The 24,924-nt window shown below is 59.2% G+C and carries 18 protein-coding genes; 7 read left to right on the plus strand and 11 right to left on the minus strand.

The genetic code is table 11. The features are described 5' to 3' along the window. Positions 1-49 precede the first annotated feature (49 nt). The 10 genes from trbL to QA645_RS40225 form a co-directional block, all read right to left on the minus strand. Entirely contained in the window at positions 50-1,288 is a 1,239-nt protein-coding gene (gene trbL, locus QA645_RS40180) for a P-type conjugative transfer protein TrbL (protein WP_283046505.1), read from the minus strand. A gap of 3 nt (positions 1,289-1,291) precedes the next feature. Then, positions 1,292-1,669, minus strand: a complete 378-nt coding sequence (trbK-alt, locus tag QA645_RS40185; RefSeq protein WP_283046506.1) for a putative entry exclusion protein TrbK-alt — start codon at positions 1,667-1,669, stop codon at positions 1,292-1,294. After that, positions 1,669-2,403 carry a P-type conjugative transfer protein TrbJ gene (gene trbJ, locus QA645_RS40190; protein WP_283046507.1) on the minus strand — a complete coding sequence of 245 codons (735 nt, stop codon included), beginning with the start codon at positions 2,401-2,403 and terminating at the stop codon, positions 1,669-1,671. Before trbJ ends, trbK-alt begins: the two co-directional genes overlap by 1 nt. Continuing rightward, positions 2,403-4,841: a conjugal transfer protein TrbE gene (trbE, locus tag QA645_RS40195; protein ID WP_283046508.1), complete on the minus strand. Its 2,439-nt coding sequence runs from the start codon at positions 4,839-4,841 to the stop codon at positions 2,403-2,405. The genes trbJ and trbE overlap by 1 nt, the downstream gene beginning before the upstream one ends. Positions 4,842-4,849: 8 nt before the next feature. Next, on the minus strand, positions 4,850-5,110 hold the full coding sequence (locus QA645_RS40200; RefSeq protein ID WP_283046509.1) for a VirB3 family type IV secretion system protein: 261 nt from the start codon (positions 5,108-5,110) through the stop codon (positions 4,850-4,852). Further along, the gene (locus QA645_RS40205; RefSeq protein WP_283046510.1) at positions 5,110-5,436 is read right to left on the minus strand and encodes a TrbC/VirB2 family protein; all 327 of its coding nucleotides are present in this window, start codon (positions 5,434-5,436) and stop codon (positions 5,110-5,112) included. Before QA645_RS40205 ends, QA645_RS40200 begins: the two co-directional genes overlap by 1 nt. Then, a complete protein-coding gene (gene trbB / locus QA645_RS40210; protein ID WP_061849709.1) occupies positions 5,433-6,401 on the minus strand; it encodes a P-type conjugative transfer ATPase TrbB in 969 nt (322 codons plus the stop codon). The genes QA645_RS40205 and trbB overlap by 4 nt, the downstream gene beginning before the upstream one ends. Before the next feature lie 198 nt (positions 6,402-6,599). Then, positions 6,600-7,904: an MFS transporter gene (locus tag QA645_RS40215; RefSeq protein WP_349253158.1), complete on the minus strand. Its 1,305-nt coding sequence runs from the start codon at positions 7,902-7,904 to the stop codon at positions 6,600-6,602. A 97-nt stretch (positions 7,905-8,001) separates the two neighbouring features. Then, entirely contained in the window at positions 8,002-8,655 is a 654-nt protein-coding gene (locus tag QA645_RS40220) for a hypothetical protein (protein ID WP_283046511.1), read from the minus strand. A 1,331-nt stretch (positions 8,656-9,986) separates the two neighbouring features. Then, the gene (locus tag QA645_RS40225) at positions 9,987-11,789 is read right to left on the minus strand and encodes an ABC transporter ATP-binding protein (RefSeq protein WP_283046512.1); all 1,803 of its coding nucleotides are present in this window, start codon (positions 11,787-11,789) and stop codon (positions 9,987-9,989) included. A 1,350-nt stretch (positions 11,790-13,139) separates the two neighbouring features. Between QA645_RS40225 and cysD the strand changes: the two genes are divergently transcribed. The 7 genes from cysD (at position 13,140) to QA645_RS40260 (ending at position 23,945) form a co-directional block, all read left to right on the plus strand. After that, positions 13,140-14,075, plus strand: a complete 936-nt coding sequence (gene cysD, locus QA645_RS40230; RefSeq protein ID WP_283053567.1) for a sulfate adenylyltransferase subunit CysD — start codon at positions 13,140-13,142, stop codon at positions 14,073-14,075. Then, the gene (cysN, locus tag QA645_RS40235) at positions 14,075-15,961 is read left to right on the plus strand and encodes a sulfate adenylyltransferase subunit CysN (RefSeq protein WP_283046513.1); all 1,887 of its coding nucleotides are present in this window, start codon (positions 14,075-14,077) and stop codon (positions 15,959-15,961) included. The genes cysD and cysN overlap by 1 nt, the downstream gene beginning before the upstream one ends. 986 nt (positions 15,962-16,947) lie before the next feature. After that, positions 16,948-17,814 (plus strand): radical SAM/SPASM domain-containing protein, encoded by an 867-nt coding sequence (locus tag QA645_RS40240; protein WP_283046514.1) that lies wholly within the window; start codon positions 16,948-16,950, stop codon positions 17,812-17,814. A gap of 1,066 nt (positions 17,815-18,880) precedes the next feature. Further along, positions 18,881-20,395: a GMC family oxidoreductase gene (locus QA645_RS40245; RefSeq protein ID WP_283046515.1), complete on the plus strand. Its 1,515-nt coding sequence runs from the start codon at positions 18,881-18,883 to the stop codon at positions 20,393-20,395. Between the two features lie 24 nt (positions 20,396-20,419). Further along, the gene (locus tag QA645_RS40250; protein WP_082813822.1) at positions 20,420-21,730 is read left to right on the plus strand and encodes an aminotransferase class III-fold pyridoxal phosphate-dependent enzyme; all 1,311 of its coding nucleotides are present in this window, start codon (positions 20,420-20,422) and stop codon (positions 21,728-21,730) included. Between the two features lie 29 nt (positions 21,731-21,759). Further along, positions 21,760-22,701, plus strand: a complete 942-nt coding sequence (locus QA645_RS40255; protein ID WP_283046516.1) for a sulfotransferase — start codon at positions 21,760-21,762, stop codon at positions 22,699-22,701. Between the two features lie 101 nt (positions 22,702-22,802). Beyond that, complete coding sequence (locus tag QA645_RS40260) at positions 22,803-23,945, plus strand: MFS transporter (protein ID WP_283046517.1); 1,143 nt, start codon at positions 22,803-22,805, stop codon at positions 23,943-23,945. Between the two features lie 140 nt (positions 23,946-24,085). On the opposite strand, the gene QA645_RS40265 is transcribed toward QA645_RS40260, so the two are convergent. Then, positions 24,086-24,595, minus strand: coding sequence for a hypothetical protein (locus QA645_RS40265; RefSeq protein ID WP_063690586.1), 510 nt, complete (start codon positions 24,593-24,595; stop codon positions 24,086-24,088). Positions 24,596-24,924 lie beyond the last annotated feature (329 nt).

Genomic DNA, 24,924 nt, shown 5'->3' on the forward strand with positions numbered 1-24,924 from the left:
TTGAGCGCCGCCGGCCCGGAGGGAATGAAAGACGCCTCCAGTGGCATCGTTATTCTTGCTCCTTGAGATCGACCGATGCGCCACCACTTGCGTGATCGCCGGTACGAACGGCATTTGTTGCGGCTGTCGCGCCCTGGTGGATCGCTTGTGCGCGCTTTGCGCGGCGCGCCCAGGCAGGCACCTCCTGAGATGCCGCACCTGATGCATCTGACGTACTCACATCACGAGCCGCTGCGCCCCCGCCAAGACGAGCCGCAAGGATCCGCAAAGGACTTGCCGCGGCAGAGGCGCCCGCATCAGTGACACCGGAGAGGCCACCCGCCCGGAAAGCGCTAGAGGTTCCGCTCGCGATCGCCGAGGTGGCCCTTGCGCCAGTGCCGATTGCGCCGCTGGCCAGTCCAATTCCACCTGCAGCGAGACCTGCTCCAGCTGCAAGCAATCCTCCCGCCGCAAGACCCGTGCCCACTGCTGCTCCAGCACCAAGCTGCGGTCCGCCGGAAACGATGCCGTTGGCGATACCGGGTCCGAAGATTCCGAGCCCCAGCAGCGACAATGCGGCAAGGACCAGAGCCATCGCGTCCTCCACCGTTGGCTGGTTGCCCCCGAAGCCGGCCGTGAACTGAGCAAATAGGGTCGATCCGATGCCGACGATGACCGCGAGCACCAGGACTTTGACCCCGGAGGAGATGACATTGCCGAGCACCCGCTCAGCGGCAAACGCGGTTTTTCCAAACAACCCAAATGGGATCAGCACAAAGCCAGCGAGCGTTGTCAGCTTGAACTCGATCAGGGTGACGAACAGCTGGATTGCCAGGATGAAGAAGGCGAGCAGCACCACGATCCAGGCGAACAGCAGGACCGTGATCTGAACGAAGTTTTCGAAGAAGCTGACATAGCCCATGAGGCCCGAGATCGATTCAAGGATCGGTCGACCGGCATCCAGACCGACCTGAGCGATCTTTCCTGGCCTGAAAAAGTCCACTGAGGAAAGGCCGGTTCCGGACGCTTTCAATCCAAGTCCGGCGAAGCTCTCGAATACGATCCGTGCCAGGCTATTCCAGTTGCCGATGAGGTATGCGAACACACCGACGAACATGGTTTTTTTGACAAGTCGGGCGATGATCTCTTCATCCGCGCCCCAGGACCAGAATAGGCCGGCGAGCGCGATGTCGATCGCAGCTAACGTGGTCGCGAGGTATCCGACTTCGCCTCCGATCAGCCCGAAGCCGGAGTCGATATATCGGGTAAAGGTCTCCAGGAATTGGTCGATGACGCCAGTACCGCTCATCGTTCACTCGTCATTGTCGGGAATGGAAGGATAGGGGGACGGCAGACGGCTCTCATCCTTGCCGCGCACAGGCGAAGATGCGTCGGGATTAGTTTCGCTAATACCAGCCCCTGGGGATCCGCGGCGAGAGCCGAAGAAGTCGCGGCGGTTCTCGTCCCAGAGCTTCCGGCACGCGACCAGAGCATCTTTCTGCTCGTATTGGACGGACCGACATTGCTCAAGCTTTGCGGCAGTCGGGTCAGCCGACCCTTGCGCGATAGACGCTTCGGACAAAGCATCATCTTGGTCGCCGCGCAGCCTGATCGTGCAAGCCACAACAACCAGGACAGCAAGCGTCACCGCCAATATCATCGGAATTCGTTCGAGTGTGTTCTTCGACATCAGTGAAACATCTGCACAGTTGTGGACTGGTAGCCTTGTCCCTGCGTCAGGAACCGCCTGAGCTGCTCTCTGCCCTGATCCTGGGCGGCCGCTCGTTGTGCCTGCTCCAAAGTCTGAGCACGCCCTTGCGCGGCGATTGCCGCGGTGAGATCCGCGAGCTGCTGGTTTTGAAGCGCAAGCAACTGATTGCCGGCTTGGCTTGCCTGCAGCGCACCGCTGGCGCCCTGGCTCGCACTTACGAGCGCCGACATCTGGGCACGGTTGGCGTCGAGATTGCCGACCACGGTCGCCTGCACGCGCATGGCGTCCTGAAAGCCGGCCACAGCGTTCTGCCAGCGTGTTTGCGCATTTGCGATCAGCGCCTGGGCCGGCTGGCTCGAAGAAGCCGGTGCGTAGGTGGATGAGAACGCGTGGTCAATCTGCTGCACATCATAGGCGATGCGTTGCGCTTGGCCGAGCAACTGCTGGGTACGCTGGATCGACTGCTCTAGCTGTTGCAACGAAGAATATGGCAGACTTGCCAGATTTTTGGCCTGGTTGATCAACATCAGCGCCTGGTTTTGCAGCGATGTGATCTGGTTGTTGATCTGTTGCAATTCGCGGGCTGCCGTCAGCACATTTTGCGCGTAGTTGTTCGGATCGAATACGATCCACTGTGCCCTGGCCTCTCCTGACACTTGGAGAATGGCAGCAGCAAACAAGCCCGCCGTTAAGAGCTGAGTTAGACGTCGCATCAGAGGCTCCCTGCCGTTGCAAGTTGCGGAACAAGGTCGCAGACCCAGGCGAGCTCGCGCGCCTTGAGCCAACCCGTCACGAAATTCTCCCGGCCGTGCTCGGCTAGGACTTGGTCAATCATGGCTTGATCGGCCTTCGAGGAGCTGGCTGTGAAAGCGAGCGCAACCTCGCCGAGGCCCAGTTCGAACAGGCGATTGCCCCGCCGGGACTGGCAGTAGTAGTCGCGCTTCGGTGTTGCGCGAGCAAGAATCTCGATCTGCCGGTCATTGAGCCCAAAGCGACGATAAATTGCCGTTATCTGCGGCTCGATGGCGCGGTCGTTTGGCAGCAGGATTCGGGTCGGACAGCTTTCGATGATCGCGGGCGCAATGGGTGAGCCGTCAATGTCCGCAAGCGACTGGGTCGCAAAGACAACGGAGGCGTTCTTCTTGCGAAGTGTCTTCAGCCATTCGCGGAGTTGCCCGGCAAAATGGGCGTCATCGAGGGCGAGCCAACCCTCATCAATGATGAGCAGGGTCGGTCGGCCGTCAAAGCGGTCCTCAATGCGATGAAACAGATAGGAAAGGACGGCAGGGGCAGCAGCGGTCCCGATCAGCCCATCGGTCTCAAATACCTGGACGGAGGAGCCACCGAGGTGTTCGCTTTCAGCATCGAGCAAGCGATCATATGGACCGCCAAGGCAATAGGGCTGTAGCGCCCGCTTCACCATATTGGACTGAACGAGCACCGATAGTCCCGTGAGAGTGCGCTCAGGAGCGGGCGCCGAAGCGAGGGACGTGAGCGCGGACCAAATGTGCTCTCTGACCTCGGGCGTGACCTCGACCCGCTCGCGGGACAGAATCGAGGCAATCCAGTCGGCCGCCCAACCGCGTTCGGAGACCTCATGGATTTTGGCGAGCGGTTGCAGCGCAACAGATTCGGACGATTCTCCGGCGACCGCACCGCCAAGATCATGCCAGTCGCCGCCCATTGCGACGGCTGCCGCCCTGATCGAGGCGCCAAAGTCGAAGGCGAAGATCTGTGCCCCAGGATAGCGGCGGAACTGCAAGGCCATCATCGCCAGGAGAACGGACTTACCGGCGCCGGTCGGCCCTATAATAAGAGTGTGCCCGACGTCCCCGACATGCAGCGAAAACCGAAACGGGGTTGATCCCTCAGCCTTCCCAAAGAACAGCGGCGGCGCCTTGAAGTGATGGTCCCTCACCTCCCCAGCCCATACGGCCGATAGCGGGACCATATGAGCCAGATTAAGCGTCGAAATCGGCGGCTGGCGGACATTGGCGTAGACGTGTCCGGGCAGGCTGCCGAGCCAGGCCTCGACGGCATTGACGGTTTCCGTCATGCAGGTGAAATCGCGGCCCTGGATCACCTTTTCGACCAGACGCAGCTTTTCGTCGGCGGCGCGCGGATTGATATCCCAGACGGTAACGGTAGCGGTGACAAAGGCTTCTCCGATCTGATCCGAGCCCAATTCCTGAAGGGCCGCATCAGCATCGATCGCCTTATTGTTCGCATCGGTATCAAGAAGAGCCGACGCCTCGTTGGTCATCACCTCTTTCAGGATCGCCGCGATCGACTTGCGCTTGGCAAACCACTGACGCCGGATTTTTGTGAGGAGCCTTGTCGCGTCGGCCTTATCGAGCATGATGGCCCGGGTCGACCAGCGATATGGGAACGTCAAGCGGTTCAGATCGTCAAGAATTCCAGGCGTCGTAGCGCTTGGAAATCCGACCACGGTCAGAACGCGGATGTGGGCTTCGCCCAGCATCGGCCCGAGCCCGCCGGTTAGCGGCTGATCGGCGAGCAAGGCATCGAGATACATGGGAATCTCGGGCACTCGGACCCGGTGCCGTTTAGTCGAGATGGTGGAATGCAGGTAGGTTAGGGTGGCCTCGTCATCGAGCCAGCCGCATTCCGGCATGAACCCTTCCACAAGCTTGAGAACGCGATCGGTGCGATCGAGAAATCCGCTCAGCGTCTCCCGCGAATCTTCGCCAACCGTCCGCTGGCCGCCCTCATAGAGCAGGCGTTCTGTGGCCGCGGTGCTCTCAGCTGGCGGCAGATAGAGGAAAGTCAGATAGTAGCTCGACTCGTAGTGAGCGCCCTCCTCTTCAAATTGTGCCTTTCGCTCGGCGTCGACCAGAGCGGATGCTACATCGGGAAAATTGTTCGGGGGGTACGCGCCCGCTGCATGGCGCTGCGCCTCCACAAACACCGCCCAGCCGGATCCGAGACGGCGCAGAGCATTGTTCAACCTGCCGACAACCGCGACAAGTTCGGCCGGCACTGCACTTTCGAGATCTGGTCCCCGGAATCTCGCCGTACGTTGAAACGAGCCATCCTTGTTGAGGACGACCCCCTCATCGACGAGCGCCGCCCAGGGCAGAAAGTCGGCAAGACGAGTGTTTGAGCGCTGGTATTCAGCGAGATTCATCATGGGACATTTCACGTGTTGAGGTGACCGGGAATGCGGACGTGTCGGCGCACGACTTCGACGAAATCTGGATCGCGCTTAGCGGCCCAGACGGCCGCAATATGGCCGATGAACCAGACGAGGAGACCTGCGATCCACAACCGCAAGCCCAATCCAAGTGCTGCCGCCAAGGTGCCGTTGAGGATTGCAACCGAACGCGGCGCCCCGCCCATCAGGATCGGTTCCGTCAAGGCGCGATGGACTGGTGCAACAAAACCTGGGACCTCATCCATCAGATCAGCACTCCGCCGCCAAAGGAGAAGAACGAGAGAAAGAAGCTCGATGCGGCAAAGGCAATCGACAGGCCGAACACGATCTGCACGAGCCGCCGAAATCCGCCCGAGGTATCACCAAATGCCAGCGACAGCCCGGTCACGATGATGATGATGACCGCAAGGATCTTGGCGACGGGCCCCTCGACCGATTGCAGGATTTGGTTGAGCGGCTGCTCCCAGGGCATGTTCGAGCCAGCGGCCCAGGCGGGAAGCGCGCTCGACAACGCGAGGGTTAATGCCGCGATGGCGATGAGAGGCTTGTTGCGAGGCGATCTCAGGCTCATGGTTGATCTCCTAATGGTAAAAAGCTGTAGTCGCCGGACGGTCCGAGCCCTGAAACGCGAGCAAGCTCGGCGAGGCGGCGATCGGCTCCGCGGCCAACAAGAACGGCAATCACGTTGATCGTTTCGGCAATAAGCGCCCGCGGGACAGTGACCACTGCTTCCTGGATGAGCTGCTCAAGCCGGCGCAGTGCCCCGAGCGCAGTCCCGGCATGTATGGTTCCGATCCCGCCAGGATGGCCTGTCCCCCAGGCCTTCAGGAGGTCGAGAGCTTCGGCTCCGCGTACCTCCCCGATCGGAATACGATCAGGCCGTAGTCGCAGCGAGGCGCGGACAAGATCTGATAGAGAGACCACGCCGTCCCGGGTGCGCAGCGCAACGAGGTTCGGCGCTTTACATTGAAGCTCTCTGGTATCTTCAATGAGAACCACGCGGTCTGCCGTCTTGGCGACCTCCGCAAGAAGCGCGTTTATCAGGGTGGTTTTCCCGGTGGAGGTCCCGCCCGCGACCAGGATGTTATGGCGAGAGGCGACGGCAGTTCGAAGAGCGCCGGCCTGCTCCATGGTCATGGTCCCGGCGACGACATAGTCCTCGAGAGAGAATACAGCCACGGCCGGCTTGCGGATCGCGAATGCGGGGGCGGCAACGACGGGCGGCAGCAGACCTTCAAATCGCTCCCCGGTCTCCGGTAGCTCGGCCGAGACACGTGGCGCACCCGCATGAACCTCGGCGCCGACGTGGTGAGCGACCAGCCGTATGATCCGTTCTCCATCTGGAGCGGACAGGCTTTTGCCGGTCTCAGTCAGGCCACTGGACAGCCGATCGATCCACAACCGACCGTCTGGGTTGAGCATCACCTCGACAACCGTGGGATCTTCCAGAAAGCACGTAATCGCGGGGCCAAGCGCAGTGCGCAGCATGCGTGCTCCGCGCGAGATCACCTCCGGCTGAAACAATTGGATTGTCATTTATATCCCAAAAAACTGAGGCACCCCAAGCGGCCTCAGATGGGTATGATTAGAAAAGCAGATCCTTCACCAGCTCAACGAGCGGAGCGGAGCGATCGCAGGCTGGCGTAGGAAAAGAAAGATCGAACCAGAAGGCGGCGCGCGGTGTTGTTGCTCTCAGGACCAGGCGAGCGAGCGGAGCTAGCCACACGGCTCGCATCACCATTCCTCATCGTCCGGCTCGAGTACGCCATCTTCTGCTGACGTCGCGGATCCCTCGACCGGGCATGTCTTTGCTTCGGGATCGCCGAGGAAGAACTTGGCAATCCGTCTGCCCAAAAGACAAATCCATGGGATCATAAACCAACCTAATGCTAGAACCTGCACCCCAACGGCGCATGCGAACGCAACCTGATAGGCAATGGTCGGGTAGCGGCCATCCTGAACGGCCCATTGGTCAAGGATGAGTCCTGTCCCGTATTGGACGATGAAACACCAGCCGAAGTGAAGAACGTTTAAGCCTGCATTTGCTCTGCCGGTGAGCTCCCTTGGAAAGTATTCAGCTAAGAGCGCATAACTGACAACAGTGGCCGAGCCGACAATCGAGATGATCAGCCATGGCAGCAGTGATGGCAATGGCAGACGCAGAATCAATGCAAGCTCACCCCCTACAAACAACACTGTCACTGCTGCGAACAGAACTTCCGACCTTATCCCATGTCGGCGTAGTCGATCAGCCAACGTCCCAAGTAACATCGCCCCCGCGCTGATTCCGAGTGCCATGATAAAGAGCTGCCTAATCGAGGATTCGCGATTGAGCCCTTCGACGTTCGTCAGCCAAGATGCTGCCCACAAGGCCTGTAATGACCAGGCTGAGCCGATACAGCTTGCCGACAGCGGTGCTATCCGCCAAAAGCGCCGATCTGTGTAGATCGTACGCAGTTTTACGGCCGTCGACTGAGTTACCTGTGGCCGCGCCGCCTCAGGAACCGCCCAAAAAATCAGGAGGGCCGAAGCAAAGGTTGCAAGGGCTAAGAGTCCAAAAAGCCCACGCCACCCCGTACATTCCAACAGCCACTCGGTTGGCGTTGTTGCGGTCACCGCACCTAGTGCACCGAGCATGATCATGTAGCCATTGGCTAGGGCGACCCGTTCCCTCGGAAACCAAGTGACAATGGCCTTCAACCCAGACATGGCTGCAGCCGAGACACCGATGCCGATCATCGCACGTGCAACCAGAAGTTCCCCGAAGTCGTTGGCCGCGCCAAACAGAGCCGCTCCACCGCCGGCAACCAGCAGGAGCGCGCTCTGGACCCGACGTGGACCAAAACGATCCAGCAGTGTTCCGATTGGAATCTGGACGCCTGCGAAGACCAGGAAATAGACGGACGTCAGCAGGCCAAGGTTGCCAGCATCGAGGCCCAGATCAGCAGAGAGCTGACCCGAAATCAGCGTATTGATAGTACGGAACAGATAGGAAAGGTAATAGCCGGCGACGAAAGGAAGAAAAACACAGCCGATCAATCGCCAAGTCGAAAGTTGGCGCTTAGCGTCGGATTGCGAAGGATTGGATAGACCGTTCGCGGCGTCTTGCGTGCGGATCGCAAGGTCACCCGCTCGTTTAGCAGAACGCGTTTGGCAGATTTTGAAAGTTGCGGTTGCTGCCGCCCTCCTCGGCGGCAGCGCTCACGTCGGCAGTTGCGTCCAGAATAGTGGCGGAAGGGATTTCATGTGCAAAATCTGTAGAACTTAGCGAAACATCGTCGGCCGCATAACTGTAAGAATTCGGGGCATCGATTTGGTCGATCGCCTCACTCAGTAAGGATCGGTTAGAACGGACGCGCCGGTCGACCTGTTCGGCCAGCGCCTTGAATCGCTCCTGGCCGCGTTTACAGGCTTCAGGCTGCAGCGATTGCGGCATTGGAGGTGTGACGGTGAGGTGATAACGGGCGTGCAGCGCAACCATCTCAGCCACTATGCGGAAGTCGGTGTCCAGACGTTCAAGTTGCCTGCTCATCCGATCGAGCGCCTCATGAATGAGACCTTCGATTGGCGGCGCTCGATCAAGGAACCCCTCAAGAGCAGCCTCCACGACAATGCCGTTGCCGACTCCGGGCCGGCCCGTTGTAACTTCGAGACGGCGAAGAATCCGTTCGGAAAGCTCGACGTTAATTTTTCTCGTTACGGCAAGGCTTTGCTGCGCCGTCCCCTCGGTTGTATCGACTTGCTGTAAATTTGGCTCGTTCGGTTCGTCGAGCGCTGTTTCGAAGCTCATACCGGCTCCTCCCGGATACAGGAAATGTCCAGCGCCCATGGCTGAGCGCGGCGAAATCGGTTCGAAATGGCAGTGATTGCTCCACCGATGATGGACGACACAAAGGGCAGGACGGCTGCTCGTTCAATCGCCGGAGCCTCGAAAGCGTAGCCTGGGGTAGCCAAAGAAAGGAACGGCGGCTTCGTCGGGTAGGAGTTGCCCCGACCTCTTCAGGCTGACGTCCTTCACCAAAGACTGCCGTGCGCGTGACGCCGACCAAAACTTCGATACCAATGCGCCGCCACTCGCGCGTGGTTTCGCTCCCTCGCCCATTGCACCGTGTCCGCCATAGCCCTTCGCCATGAGCCAGAACCGGTCAGGAAAAAACACCACGCGATCGGAGGTTAGATATGCCGTTCGAGATTTAAGCGACTGGGTCACCCAGTCCATCCGCCGGCCGAGTATGCTTGCTCCCACTGGTCGGCAAAGCCGGCATCTCAGGCTGCGGCCGGATTCGCCGATCAACTAGTGCCGTTCTCGGAGTTCGCTCGACTAGGGCCGACGCGCACGTGGTTGAGGTGGGCCGGCGAGACTCAGTCGCGGTTTGAAAAAAAGGCCGCCCCAGATGTGGGGCGGCCAGTGAATGTTCGTCGCGGGAGGAAGAATACGACGAACGAATTCAGAACCTATCGCGTCAGCCTCCTACCCAAGCGACCAGGCCGATCGCAGGCGCGGCTTTCTTATCGCCACAGCGACACATCGTCTCTAGGCCAAAAAATACCCGCCGCGAAATCAACGCGGGTCCGTTTGCTGCTGCACAGTAGCCACTTGTTAGTATTGATTAATGCAATGGATGGGATATCGGCGCTGAATTCTAGCGCAGAATTCCTCTTTTGAGAGATTTTCCAGCCAAGCTAGCCGCTACCCTCCAACCCGTCCCATTTCTCAGCGCTTGGGCTGATGAGTTTAGAAGTCCCTTCTTTCGCGAAAACATATGTTCGGTCGCTTCATAACGGCGCGAGCGTCCGCGCCCAAATGCGCCATTGCAAAAGTAATGAGGAGAGAACTGCGCTCGGATACCAAACAATGCCTCTGATGTTCCATCCTGTGTTGCGCGATGATTAAAGCGCCGCGCTTTGTCTTCGCGCTCTCATTCCCGAAACACCTGAAGCCCATCAAATTAGTAGCTATCTCGCGGGTCCCTTATCGTTCCTAGACCCTCGTCTTGCTTGCCGATCCACTCTGTTTGAGCTTCAGCGGAATCAGCCTCTCCTGGCTGTGTCTCTTCGATCGGGTGAACCTTCAATTTGCCCCCAGCTCAACGATCCAACTGTCAGTACCATTCCTGTCTATTAGACTGCCGCAGAGATCCGGCCAACCTCGGTGGCTTGGCTCTCCAACAGCCGCCGGTAGATTCCGCCGGCCCGCCTAGTCAGGGCAGCATGCGTGCCCTGCTCGGCGATGACGCCGCCATCAAACACCAGGATGCGGTCGAGGCCGCGCACCGTCGAGAGTCGATGTGCGATCACAATCGAGGTGCGGCCCCTCATCAGCCGCTCCATCGCTTCTTGGATGAGGACTTCCGATTCGGAGTCGAGGCTTGAGGTTGCCTCGTCCAGGATCAGCACCGGCGCGTCAGCTAGAAAGGCGCGCGCCAGCGCGACGCGCTGCCGCTCACCGCCCGAGAGCTTGACACCGCGCTCACCCACCAATGTGCCGTAGCCCTTGCGCAGGCGCAGGATGAACTCGTGCGCATTGGCGAGCCGCGCCGCCCGCTCGATTGCCCCCATATCAGCTCCGGGCCGACCATAGGCGATGTTCTCAGCGAGGGAGCGGTGGAACAAGATCGGCTCCTGCTGCACGACGGCGATCTGGCTACGGAGTGATCGCTGTGTGGCTAGAGCGATGTCCTGACCGTCGATCAGAATACGGCCGCCCGAAACATCATAGAGCCGCTGCACCAGCTTGACGAAGGTAGTTTTGCCGGAGCCGGAGCGACCAACCAGACCAACCCGCTCACCGGCGCTTATATCAACCGATAGTCTGTCATAGAGCTGGACGCAATCACGGCCATACCGGAAGGTAACGTCTTCGAATACAATCTCGCCACCTTCAATGGCGATCGGCTTTGCATCCGATACGTCGGCGATCTCGATCGGCTCGTCATGGATCGCGACGAGCTCCTCCATATCGTTGACCGAGCGCTGTAGGTTGTTAATGTACATGCCGACCTCGCGCAGATACGCGTGGATAACGTAGTAGCTGGTCAGCACATACGTGACGTCGCCAGGCGAGGCGAGCCCCTCCATCCACAGCAGCACCGAGCCGCCGATCACCGACATCCGCAGGCACAACAGGATGGAGAGCTGAGCCATGGCGGCGGAGTTGTAGCGCAGCCAGGTTCGCAGACACCGCACGCGCCAGCGGTTGATGGTGCGGGCGAGCCGCTCATCCTCGCGCTCTTCCGCGCCGAAAGATTTCACCACCGCATTGCAAGTCAGCGCATCGGCCAGCGTGCCGCCGATCTTGGTGTCCCAAGCATTGGAGACTCGTGCGGAAGGCGCGATATAGCGGACCGCGAACATCATTGTCACAACGACATAGATTGCCGCACCAATCGCGACCACGCCACCCAGTGCAGACCAGTGCAGCCCGAGCAAGATCATCGAACCGACCAGCACCGTCAGGGACGGCAACAGGGACATCAGGATGGTAGTATTGAGCAGATCCAGGGCCCACATGCCGCGCGTGATCTTCCGAACGCTCGAACCGGCGAAAGAATTGGTGTGCCAATCGGTTGAGAACCGCTGGACTCGCATGAAGGCCTCGCGGGCCACATCCGACATTGTCTTGAGCGTGAACGGAACGATTGCGTGCAGACCTATGAGGCGTAGGATCATCGAAACCAGGCCTAGTGCGACGATACCGCCGAAGGCGGCCAGCGCCGCATGTCGCGCCGCGTTGTGGTAAGGACCTGAGGTCAACGCGTCGACGAGATGGCCCGAGTATATCGGCATGAACAGGTCGGCTGCTGTCGCACCGAGGAAGCCAACCAGCACAAAGGCAGCGCGGTAGGGCTGGAGCAGCCATTGGCGGAAAACGAACGGAACCACCGCGCGGATGGCGATGGGACGCTTGTCAGCTTGAGCGGTCATGCAGTAATCCGGTCATCCTTATCGCGCAGACCGGCTTCATCTGAACTGAGCTCCCCGTCGCAAAGGCGCGATCTGACACGGGCATTCGGTCGGCACTCTTCTTCAAGGGAAGCGCTCGGCGCCAACAGTCTAAGCCGCTCCGGACTGCCTCCATGGCTTTCTGCCGAATCCTTGCAGTCGCTTGCAACGGGCAACGATCTCCCTCATTCACATCTTCGGCGCATGTGAGCGTCTGCGAGCCCAAACAGAGTCCATCATGGTGTTTCAGGAAAGATCGCATTTCATGACTGCGGGCGAAAAGACCGCACACCCATCAGGTCCGACGTGGCAAGATCGATGTTGCACCCCGACGAGACGCGGGGCGCTCATGAAGTGCCAGTGTCCCCCGCCTCAATCAATTGCCACGGCTAGTAGTTGACTTGGGGCCCACGCGTAACCAGACCGGACCCATGGATAGACAGTTGCGCAAAGGCTGAGTGGGTGACAAAAACTTGGCCTCGCGACAGCCATTGTTTCGCGGCTAGAGATTTTGCGTGCGAGGCGATAGAGATCGACAAATTTCGTGGCCTACAGACCTGAGAAGCAGATCGCTCACACGCCAATCTAGACTTTGAACCTCCAAAAGCCTGGTAACCGGGTCGAGATGGGTTAGCTGTTCCGGCAAAAAACGTCCGCCGCCCATGAGGCCCGTAAAAAGGCGGCGCGATGGTGATTAGAGCAACGAGTGCGAGCAGGAGATTGAGACCCAGACCTCAGGAGATGCCGTCGCGATCCGCAATGTGAATGCATTCCATCCAAAAAATCGATTTCACCAATTCCCTTGCTGCCAGGTAGGAAAACCGTCAGCAATTGAGCAACACGGTAGGTTTTCTGTCGGGAAAGCTACGAGGAACACATCATTGTGGTCGCGTCAGTCCGGTCATAGGCGGTTTTTTCCCGGCTCACTTGCTCTTGATTGGCGGCAAGGACGCCTGCAAGCGCGAAAGGCATGTAGATGATCATGCCTTCCCCTCCAGCAAGATGGACCGATCGCACTGCCCCGCCCGGGCGCAACGGCTTTGCGCCACGGTTAGCTCGTTTGATGTTGAGGCATCAACAAGAAATCGAACGATCGTCAGTCAGTCGGCGATCTCCAGTTCACGGCTCGTTCCCACAATTTTGTGCCATTTGGGGATGGCGCCGCCGACCTCTGTCCGCTTTGGATCGACCATCGATCACATCCCGCGGCGGAGCACACAATCCTGCTTCATCGAGGCTAAGCGATCACTGACCTCGTACAAAAGCTCTGAAATATAGCGTGAACACCGGCAGGGCAACTTCGTTGCTGGGTATATCTCGAACATGTTCAATATGAACGCGAAGGTTATGATCAGATTGGAAACGCATACGCTGCCCCGCCATTTGCGTCGGCTCGAGGCCGAGACGATTGAAATCATGCGGGAAGTTGTCGCCGAGTTCAAAAACCCGGTGATGCTCTATTCAATTGGTAAAGATTCGAGCGTCATGCTCCACCTGGCGATGAAGGCGTTCTATCCGGCGAAGCTGCCTTTCCCGTTGATGCATATTGATACGACGTGGAAATTCCGCGAAATGATCGCCTTTCGCGACGAGACGGCAAAACGCATCGGGATCGATCTGATCGTCCACGTGAACAAGGACGGCATCGCGCGCGGCATCAATCCCATCGATTCCGGCTCCGCGCTGCATACGCAGGTTATGAAGACCGACGCGCTCAAGCAGGCCCTTGACCTGTACGGATTCGATGCGGCATTCGCCGGCGCGCGGCGGGACGAGGAGAAAAGCCGCGCCAAGGAGCGCATATTTTCGTTCCGCTCGGCAGGACACGTCTGGGATCCGCGTAACCAACGGCCCGAACTTTGGAACCTGTTCAACACCCGCATTCGTCAAGGCGAAACCATGAGAGTGTTCGCGATGTCGAATTGGACGGAGCTCGACGTCTGGGAATACATCATGTTCGAGAAGATTCCCGTCGTGCCTCTCTACTTCGCGAGATGGCGACCGGTAGTGCATCGGAACGGTACCTTGATCATGGTGGACGACGAGCGGCTCCCGCTCTTGCAGAGCGAGACCCCGCAGATGCGGAGAATCCGCTTTCGTACACTTGGGTGCTACCCCCTGAGCGGCGCCATCGAATCGGAGGCGACCACGATCGAGGACATTGTCGCCGAAATGCAGGTTGCGACAGTTTCGGAGCGCCAGGGGCGCCTCATCGACATGGATGAGACAGCTTCAATGGAGAAGAAGAAGCGAGAAGGATACTTTTGATGGATATGGAAGCCAGCCCTTGCGTCGGCGAGGCTGACAGCAAGGATCAATTGCGCTTCATCACCTGTGGCTCGGTCGATGACGGAAAATCAACGTTGATTGGCCGACTCTTGCACGACAGCAAGATGATCTATGAGGACCAGCTGCATGCGCTTGCCCGGGACAGCGCCAAGCACGGTACAACGGGCGGCGACATCGACTTTGCCCTGCTGGTCGACGGTCTCGAGGCTGAGCGCCAACAAGGTATTACCATCGACGTCGCCCATCGGTTTTTCACCACGTCGCATCGATCATTCGTAGTCGCCGATACACCAGGCCACGAACAATATACACGCAATATGGCGACCGGCGCCTCCAACGCGCAGCTCGCCATCATCTTGATCGATGCGCGCAAAGGGGTCCTTGCGCAAACCAAGCGCCACTCCTTCATCTGCTCGCTGTTGGGTATCCGGCACGTCGTGCTCGCCGTGAACAAGATAGATCTCGTTGACTACCGAAAGGACATCTTCGACGGCATCGTGAACGACTATGTTGCCTTTGCTTCGGAGCTCGGCTTTACGTCGATCACTCCACTTCCGATCTCCGCCAGGTACGGCGACAACATCACCAAGCGATCCCGCAACACCGATTGGTATCAGGGCCAGTCCCTGCTTGATCACCTCGAGACTGTCGACATAGAATCCGAGACGACCGATCTACCTTTCCGTTTTCCGGTACAGTGGGTGAACCGGCCAAATCTGGATTTCCGAGGGTATGCGGGCACGATCGCCTCCGGAAGCATCTCGGTTGGTGATGAAATAATCGTCGCAGTCTCGGGGCTGAGCTCGCGCGTCAAGCGGATTGTGACCTACGATGGTGATCTTGCGGTCGCCGGAGCGGGCGAAGCCGTGACGATCACGCTCGAGGATGAGATCGACGTCAGCCGCGGCGATGTCCTGGCGAGCCCGACGCACCGGCCTGAAATCGCCCATCAGTTTGCCGCTCATCTGATCTGGATGGACCAGGAGCCAATGGTGCCGGGTCGTTCCTATGCATTCCGGATTGGCACGCAATCGATCACTTCCGGCAGCATCAGCTGCATCAAATACAAGGTCGACGTCAACACACGCAAGCAGGTCGCGGCGACCACGTTGGGTCTTAATGAGATCGGCTTCTGCAATCTGGCCACTGTCCTGCCTGCAACGTTCGATCCCTACCGTATCAACCGGCGGACGGGATCGCTCATCGTAATCGACGTCTCTACCAACCGCACTGTTGGCGCGGGGATGATCGAATTCTCGCGCCGGCGCACGACCAACATCGTCCAGCAACCGCTGTCGATTGGGAAGCAGGAGCGTTCCGCGCTCATGCATCAGAAGCCGTGCGTCATCTGGTTCACCGGCCTTTCCGGCTCTGGCAAGTCGACGATTGCCAATATCGTCGACCAGAAGCTGTTCGCAATGTCGCATCACTCGATGCTGCTGGATGGCGACAACCTGCGTCAGGGGCTCAACCGTGATCTCGAGTTCACCGAGGAAGATCGTTTTGAGAATATTCGCCGTGCTGGCGAGGCGGCACGATTGATGCTCGAAGCCGGACTGATCGTCATCTGCTCGTTCATTTCTCCCTACAAGGCTGACCGGAACATGGTGCGCAATCTGGTCGGGAACCGCGAATTCGTCGAGGTCTTTGTGGACACACCGATAGAAGAATGCATCCGACGCGACCCAAAGGGTCTTTATTCCAAGGCAAAAGGCCAGATCAAGAACTTCACCGGCATCGATGCGCCGTACGAAGCGCCAAGCACGCCGGAACTCCATTTGAAGGCATCAGGCGAGCGGCCAGAACACTTGGCTGACAAGGTGCTAAATTGCCTCGCCGCACGAGGATTCATCATCCTGAGGTGATCGGAGGGAGAACTCACAAGGTCTGTTGACTCTACCAGATACTCTTTGACCCCGGGTCGGGTCTCCAACCCGCATGAAGCGCTTACCGGTTTGTAGTCGAGGACTACTTAGCGCCGTCTACCCGCCGCGGGCCCACTCGCGTGCGGTCGTCTGGGAAATCAGAATGATACCCGACATTGGTATCCAATGTGGGGCGCTCGCCGCGCGTCTCTCGACACTCCCAGCAACCAGCAGTGCGGCTCAAAATGAAGTGTGAGTAGTCCCCTTCACCCGCCCACAGTGCGATGACGTTACGATTGTTGAGCAACGGTCGAGATAAGCTGGGCTGACGCTTGCCACCGCTAGGATAAGCCGCTTGATCCCGAATAAGCCCGCTTGCCAGCACGAGTATGAGCTGCCGGCGTGCTCGTGTGAATTTCTCAGTTGACGAATTTTTATTCCGGAATCCGGGGTTCTCGCCGGAATTGCGCGCGACCAATGCCGATCGCCTCGCCCACCAGTAAAGCTTCGGCGGCTAAAGTCGCTCTTTCGGAACGCGATTGCATTCTGATCGTTCGAGGATGCTCGAATCGCACCTAGGGTCAGATTGCAAGATTTTGGTCGCGTAGCTCGGCCCTACATTGCGCAAGGGCCAAACATCCTTTTGGTCCCGTCGATTGATCGACAGTCGCCGTTACGCAGGATCAACGCTTGTTGCGGTGGATTAGACATTAACGGCCAATATCATCCATTGACGGGTCGTCGGCAAAAGAACCTCGCGTTATCAAACCGAGGCAACCTAGATCAATTCTTCGGCACCCGCCTAGCTCTGCTTTGACTTCAATCAGGGCGGCGAAGGAAAGCAAGTGAATGTCTTTCGCGGTTGCGATTCCGCTCAGAGCGTCGCGCTTATGCCCCATTAGTTTGTGATGATGGTGAGTGACCCGCATGAGGGACGCAAATCGCGCGGCCTCCATCGAGATCTCGTGTTTTGGACACCGAGGGCCGTGAAAGTGAACGATTCGACGAACATAGAAGATCCCGATTCGGCGATGCCCAACGGCAGGGTCCTGGAAGTAACGACGACCACGGGCTGCGTCATCGGATGTTCTTATTGTCCGCAGGACCGGTTTGCCGTTCGGCAACGTGCCGTGTCGCATGCAAAGCATCTTCGTCTTGAAGATTTCAAGAAATGTTTGGCGCGCGTACCACCAACTGTCGACATCAGCTTCGCCGGCTACTCGGAACCCTGGCTCAATCCAGCTTGCACCGATATGGTTGAGCATGCCTCCGCATCAGGCCACGGCATCAGGATCTCGACGACGCTTGTAGGCATGAACCGGCGGGATCTAAAACGGCTGCAAGCCCTACATTTCCAGGCTTTCTTAGTCCATGTCGTCGATGACGGCACTTACATGAACAGCCGTCTCGTCAGAAGCGAGTATGTCGATTTGGTGCGTCAACTTGTCGACGCAGACATTTCCTCGATGCTGTTCATGGTCGTGGGCGACGTCCATCCTGATCTCGTCGAGATAATCCCCGAGAAAGCGCTCGTTCGCTCCCGCCCCCGGAGCGTCAGGGCTGCAGAAGTTCATCCTGACATCGTTGAAGCAGGGCAGCCAATCGCAGGCGCAGTGACATGTGCTGACGAACGATACCATCGCAATCTTCTTCTCCCTAACGGCGACGTTACTCTGTGCTGCATGGATTTTGAGCGACGCCACGTTTTAGGAAATCTTCTCCGCGACGAATATCAAGATCTCTTCGAAGGTCCAACTTTTTGCGAAATTGCCGAGCGCATGGCCGGAAAAAAAGAAGGTTTTCTGCTTTGCCGGATGTGTGAATCTGCCGGATCGAAAGCAGTTAAGTGCTGATATGGAGGCATTTGGGCGAACCTGCGCGAAGCTAGGCGCGGATCATTGGCTGTATCGTGCTGAGCTGGCCCGCAATTCCTTGCCCGGCTCGGCGCATACCAATCACTATGTCGCAGATTCATCAGGCAATCGACTATTGAATCGGTGATTGCGAAACATCATTGTCCGTAAGACTTCACGTCATTTTGCAGAGTAACGGAAGACGCATCGCTTTGGGATGCTCAGGGACTTCCACCACGCAGAGCAGACATTCTATGCGAGCGATTTACATTGAAGCTTTCAGTCTCTTGGACGTCCTCCCCCTATTTGAAGGGGCAGTATGCGGCACGATCCTCACGCGGAGTTAGATCGGCCCTAATCGGAGCCCGGGAGTCGCAAGTTATCGACCTGACCCTGCTCTCACCCAATTGCCAAGGCCACAGCAGAGCCTGCGTGCTTTGCTCCAACGGCACCGCAGGAGAAGACGACCCATCGCCGCTTCCCGATCTTCGGGCAATAGACCTGAAGTCGGCTCGCCAAAGCCAAACAAGGCCAGAAAAGGGCCACTGCAGTGCCGGGACGGCGTCGCAATGCAGCGCCAACGGCCATTCCCATTGCGAGCAGACGCTTCGCACCGGGGCACAGCTCACTTTTTTGCATGAGCTGGAATCGGGGCCGATCCGAAATCACCCGGCATCCTAGCCTCGTGGTAAGCGCGTCGCAGTCATCCGCGCTTGCGAGGTGTTGCCCTGCACCACTGTTTTGAGCTTCCATTCGATGAGAATGAGATGAGGGGTCGAAACGTCGCTGGAACAGACGGCGCTCATCAGCACACCACGCGCCAAGTGCTTCCGAGATACTGGTCTCTCAACGTTCATCCGGTCGCCCGCTTCAGAGGATCTTGAACATATTCATGCGATCGCGCGCAAAGGGCTTGAATCGTACGGAACGTCATATTGTACGAGTCGCAAGGTAGGTCGCGACGTCTGAGTCATGGTGGGTGGCAGTTTTCAAAGCCGTCTCGACCTATCCAAATGATGGACATCGTCGTGATGAATGGCTGATGTGCTTTGTCGTAGGTGGGACAATGACGTCCAACGCCGTTGATGTGTGCGTAGTCGGCAGTGGTGCCAGTGGCTCGATAGTTGCCCACGAGTTGGCCCGAAATGGATTCCAGGTGCTCGTCCTTGAAGCAGGCCAGGAGCTTCCTGCGGGCGCTTCATTGAAGAGTGTCCAACGTGGTTTTGGTAACGCCCTGGTGCGCTCTCCGTCCGGGACATTGACCCCGCGAGGCCGTCCCTGGACGGTATCGGCACTGGGCGGCGGCATGACGCTGTACGCTGGCATCGCGTTCCGGTGTCGCACCGTCGACTTCGATGCACGAGCCCATGTTGCCGCGGACGCACTCGATCCCGTCTGGCCTTTCGATTACGGGGAACTGCGCCCCTATTACGAGGAGCTTGAGCGGCGGATAGGGATTGCCCGATTGGCGGGCGCTGATCCACTCGAGCCGCCCAGCGATCCCGGCCTGCTGCCGCCGCACGAATATAGCCTGCAGGGCACTCTGATGGCCAATGCGGGAGGACGCCTAGGCTGGTTGCCGTTCCCGACACCGCTCGCGATCAACTCGGTCCCCTACCGCGGTCAGGCGGCCTGTGACCGGTGTGGCCCGTGCAACGAACACCTCTGTCCGAGCGGCGCGCGCGCCGATGCGCGCTCGCCATTCACGGATCAGTCGCTGCCGCGCGGCGCCCTGACGGTTGCCTCAGGTAGCAAGGCTGTGCATATCGAGCTTGGCAGCGTCAGCCATGTCTCCTCAGTGGAGTGGCTTGACACTGTCATCCAACAACGCGCTCGGGTCCGCGCCCGATGCGTAGTGCTCGCTGGCAACGCGATTCAATCTGCCGCCTTGCTGCTAAGATCTGCGCAGCCCACAGCACCCCGCGGTATCGGCAACTCCACGGGCATGGTCGGCCGCGGCATCTGCTTCAAAATCAGCGGCTACGTGTCTGGCACCATCATGGCGGATCGCTTGCCGTCGCATCCGCCCGGTGGTCCGTTCTCGACCGTTGCGATGACCGATCACTACCTCGACGCGGACGCACCATCCGGCTTAGGCGGACTTCTATATGAAGCCAGTCCGGCGGAGCGCGCGGTCAGCGGCCGGAAACTTAAGTTAAGGGTGCATTTCCTTGCGGCCGATCAGCCCATGCGCAGCAACGCCGTTCGATTGTCGAACAGGCGCGATCGATTGGGTCTGCAGAAGATCGTTCTCGAATACAGGACTCATCCACTGGATAAGAGCCGATTGGACTATTTGTCGCGTCGCGCCTCGGACTTGCTGACTGAGGCGGGCGCGAAAAAGATTAGTTACACGGCTTCCAACTATCAATTCGGTAGTGGTCATCTGCATGGCGGCTGTCGAGCAGGGACTGATCCAAAGGAATCCGTGGTCGACCGGTGGGGTCGCGTGCACGATATCGACAATCTTTATGTCGCGGACGGTGGATTCTTCCCGTACCCCGGCGGCGTCAACCCCACCTTCACCATTCAGGCAAACGCGCTGCGGATCGCTCGCAGAATCGTCACGCAGCTTGCCTGACAGGCCGTGACCGGAGGATTGTTGATGTTCAATAGCACCCTCAATGCCACATTGCCCGCGACGGAGACCCACAAATCCGCACTATGCCGGGCGTTGCGGGTCACTGCATCGGAAAAATGGGACCTCAATCGGCGTTTTCCCATCGTGATGAGCCGTGCCTGTGGTGCGTATGTCTGGGATGTTGAGGGAAGACAATACGTCGATCTCACCTCCTGTAGCGGGGCTGCGCCGCTCGGAGCCGGATATGAACCGGTCCTCGATCACGTGGCCTTAGAAATGCGCCGGACCGGCGGCATCGTGCCCGGGCCATTGTCGGAGCACCGGGTCGAGCTGGCCGAACGGCTCGCCAAGGTATTTCCGCTTGCGCAACGCTCGATATTTTTCCGCACCGGCTCCTGCGCCACGACCGCCGCGGTCCGCTTGGCTCGCGCATACACCGATGTGAACCTGGTGCTGACCAGCGGATACCACGGCTGGCACGACTGGCACTTGCAGGACCGTCCCACGATGGGCCTACCTGATCGGGACCGCGACAGTGTCGATTTCCAATATGACCTGGAGCTGCTTGAGAGGTTTGCCCGCGCGCGGCGTCTCGCCGCGGTGATCGTCACACCCGAAGTCAACTTCTTCCCACCCGAATATCACCGGGAATTGCAGAATATGGTGCACCGCTACGGTGCCCTGCTCATCCTCGACGAAGTGATGACGGGGTTCCGCTACGGCCCCGGCGGCTATCATACCGCGATCGGGCTTGCGCCCGACCTGATCACATTCAGCAAGGGGCTTGCCAATGGCATGGCACTATCGGCAGTGGCTGGCCGCGCCGACGTGCTCAACGCAGCCGAAAAGACGTACCTCGGCAACACCTATCAGCGCGAGATCACGCCATTCGCGGCCGCGCTGAGCACTATGGACGCGCTGCGCGATGGCACCGCGCTCGCCCGGATGCGCCGTGTTGGCGAGCAACTCATCAGCGGCCTTAATGAAGTGTTCGCGAGCCAAGAGGTTCAAGCGCGCGCGTTCGCATGGCCAACCATGTTCGATGTCGTGTTTGCCAACCCTGACCTTGGTCACGCCTTCTTTCAGGAGATGTGGTCGCGCGGCTTCCTCATGCAGTACGGGGGCCGGTTCATGCCGTCCGCGGCGTTATCCGATGCCGACGTGCGGGCCGCGATCGAAGCCGTCGGTCACGCCCTGCTGGCCGCCAAAGGGCGCACGGAGAGCACAGGCGGCGATCCGGATCCGATCGCCGCCGCGGTGCGGTTTGCGGGTGATCACTTCGTTGCTACGCCGGATACCGTCCGGCGTTGGTTCAACGCGTCGAGCCGCCCATGAACGCCAGCAGTCGAACGGGGGACACTCCTATGGCCGCGGCCGACGGGTTCTCTACCTCGCCAGTTCTGCTCGGCGGCGAAAACCGATCCGGTACCACATTGCTGAGCGTCGTTTTGGATTCTCATGCCGATCTGGTGGTGGGACCGGAGATCGACTTCCTGGAACCGTTGAACCTCGGCTCGCACATTCTGGAAGCGACCGATCTTCTCCACGCTAATGATCCCCGAGTCACGGGCGAGACCAAAAGCTTGATCGATCCGTTCTGGTATGATGGCGCGCACTTCGTCGTGCAATGCCAGCGGTTCGGCCTGTCCTTCGAGGACGTGCGCAAGCTCGTCACCAAGGTGATGGATGAGACAGCCGGGGACATCGTTTCATTCGCCGACAGATGCAGGCTGATTAATGAGATCGGTGAGTTCCGAAGGGGACAAGCAGCGGCAAGGCGCTGGGGACTGAAGCTGCAACGCAAGATCACCCAAATCGACGTCTTCGCGCAGTTGTGGCCGCATGCGCATTTCGTCCACATTGTACGGGACGGGCGCGACCTTGCCGCCTCGCATTTGAAAACGGTACCGGACTGGGGTTACCAGACCGTGGCAGACGCTGCGCAAGGATGGCTTGAAGTCGTATCGCGGCCTCATCTCCTCGCGCCACCGGAGCGTTATCTTGAGGTGCGCTATGAGGATCTGGTCACTCACCCCCGCCCCAGCCTTAAGCAGATTTTGGATCACCTGCAGCTCCCCTGGGATGAAGCCGTTCTACGGCACGCCGAACACGAGCACGCACTGTTCGAGCGTCCGAACGGCCACCCGGCAGCGGAGTCCGCGAGCAAACCGCTGCACGGGGGCCGCCTTGGTCGCTTCAGGCAGGATCTGACGCTCACGGAAGTCGCGGAATTCGAGCGGATCGCCGGCGGCGAATTGGCGCGGTTGGGCTATCTATCGGCCTCGACCCCGGCGATCGAGGCATGAATCCCACCGATATCTCTACCCCGCCTCGCGGATTGCCGCGCGGATACTTAGCGCTGCTCGTTGGACGTACGGTGTCGGAATTAGGATCCGAAGTGACCGTTATGGCGCTGCCGCTGACGGCGATCACCCTACTGGGAGCGGGTCCTGCGCAGACGGGGTTGCTGCTCGCCTGCGGTCGGGCGCCTTACCTCATCATTGGCCTGCTTGCCGGGGTGATCGTGGATCGCCTCCCACACCGATGCATTCTTTTGACCGCCAATTTAGTGATGGCAGTAACGCTCGCAATGATACCGCTGCTCGCCAGCCTTGGCCAGCTTGGAATGGTCCAACTGTATATGGCAACCACGCTTGTCGGAACGGCTGCGGTGATCGGCGAGGTCGCCTATCTGGCGTGCGTGCCAACGGTCGTGGATCGTGCTCGACTCGTCAGAGCGCAGAGTTCTTGGCAACTCAGCAGATCTTGCGTGGTGACCGTCGGTCCTTTCCTGGCAGGCTGGCTGGTCAGCGCGTTCTCTGCGCCGACCGCAATTCTAGTCGACTCGGCCTCCTTCGTAGTGGCCGCCGTCTTGCTGCCGCTGCTGCCGGCACGCGCGGCCGAACGGTCCGCAACTGGATCGAGCTCGGTCGTCGGCCAGATCGCGGAAGGACTGACGGCTGTATTTGGCAACCCGATCCTTCGGGCGGTTACGTTGGCGACTGGCAGCTTCATCTTCTGCTACAACGCCTACTCTGCGGTTTTTCTGCTTTACCTAACCCAACATATTGGTTTGGACGGCTGGACGACGGGCTTGGTTCTCAGCATCGGCGCGATGGGTGGCATCCTGGGCGCAGTCACCGCAGCCTGGGCCGGCCGTGCCATTGGCCTTGGGCCGGTCTTGATGGCCACCTTGGCGCTTAGCGCCGCAGGCATGACCCTATCTGCGCTGTTCACAGAGCCGCGATCGGTGGCACTCGTTTGCGTGGCCCTGTCCCAGTTCGTGCTGTCGTTTGGTCAAGAGATCTACAACGTGCATCAAGTCTCCGTTCGATACGCGCTAGCTCCGCCTCGGGTGCTGGGCCGCGTCAACGCGAGCATTCGGAGCTTGGTGTGGGGACTTGCGCCGATGGGCGCGCTACTTGGCGGTGCGGTCGGCGCCGGACCTGGACTGCGCACTGCGCTATTGGCCAGCAGCTTGCTCGGCGTCGCCTCCGTGCTGTGGCTCTGGCTATCGCCCCTGCGCCGCACTCACAGCTTGCATCTGTGATGCCAGGGATTGAGCGGCGACTGCGTGTGAAGTCAACGCGCTCGGGGCCTCGAGCTACGGGCATACTCCCGAGAATGTTGGATTGTCGGCGGAACTGACCTGGTCCCAATCCACCATAGGAGTTGGCCAATAAAGGCGAGTCACTTCCGCTGAGCAGCTTCCGGCCAACCTGTGAACTCCATCTCAAATCGGCGAGAACCGACGGGCTTGGTCGTGAATTTCACTGTCTTTCCCGACAGAGCCGCCAAAGAGCCGGATGCGAACTTAAACACGGTCTTACCGGAAGCGGCGATGCCGACGGCCCTGTTGTCTTCCATGACCGAGGAGCCGTCCCCCTCCAAGAGCTGACCAACCGCATATCCTCCGAGCGCGCGGTGAACGTCGAGAGAGGCCAAGTACGTGCCCTTCTCACTGTCCCACTCGCTGACCGATATCGCCGTGATGCCAGCGTCCCTCAACAGCCCATCTGCGACGCGGCAGGTGTATTGAAGGCTGACAATGACGTGCCCATTCCGATCACCTACCGGCTCTCGATCGGTTCCGTCTATGGTGCAGTCGTAGCGCCGGACTGGGTCTGTGGGCGTAACTTCGGTCAGCCCGAGCAAACCGAAAGTAGAACATAGTACAATAATGCGAAACGGTGGCTTCATTTGCCGTGCTCTCGCGGACATGCCTTCGCAGACCTGTACAACTTGACGCAACGACCGATTCAAGCTTCTTCGATGTCTCGCCGCGTGGGTGCTACCCACGCCGGCCTCGGTCATTTTTGGCGATAGGGCGGCCGAGACGCACGGAGATTGCTAGCTGCAGCGAAAGTTTGATGCTGCAACCAGCAGGAGAACCTCGATCAAAGGATTTGCGCAGACTAGAGCGCGATGAGATTGGTAGGAATCGTCATCGCGCTTTGGCTTGTTGTTTGAGCATAATCTCCGCTCAAACGCCGTCCCCGTTTGTCGCGAGGGAAACGCTCTGCTTTTCA

The sequence above is a fragment of the Bradyrhizobium sp. CIAT3101 genome, from assembly GCF_029714945.1.
In the GTDB taxonomy this organism is placed as follows: Bacteria; Pseudomonadota; Alphaproteobacteria; order Rhizobiales; family Xanthobacteraceae; genus Bradyrhizobium.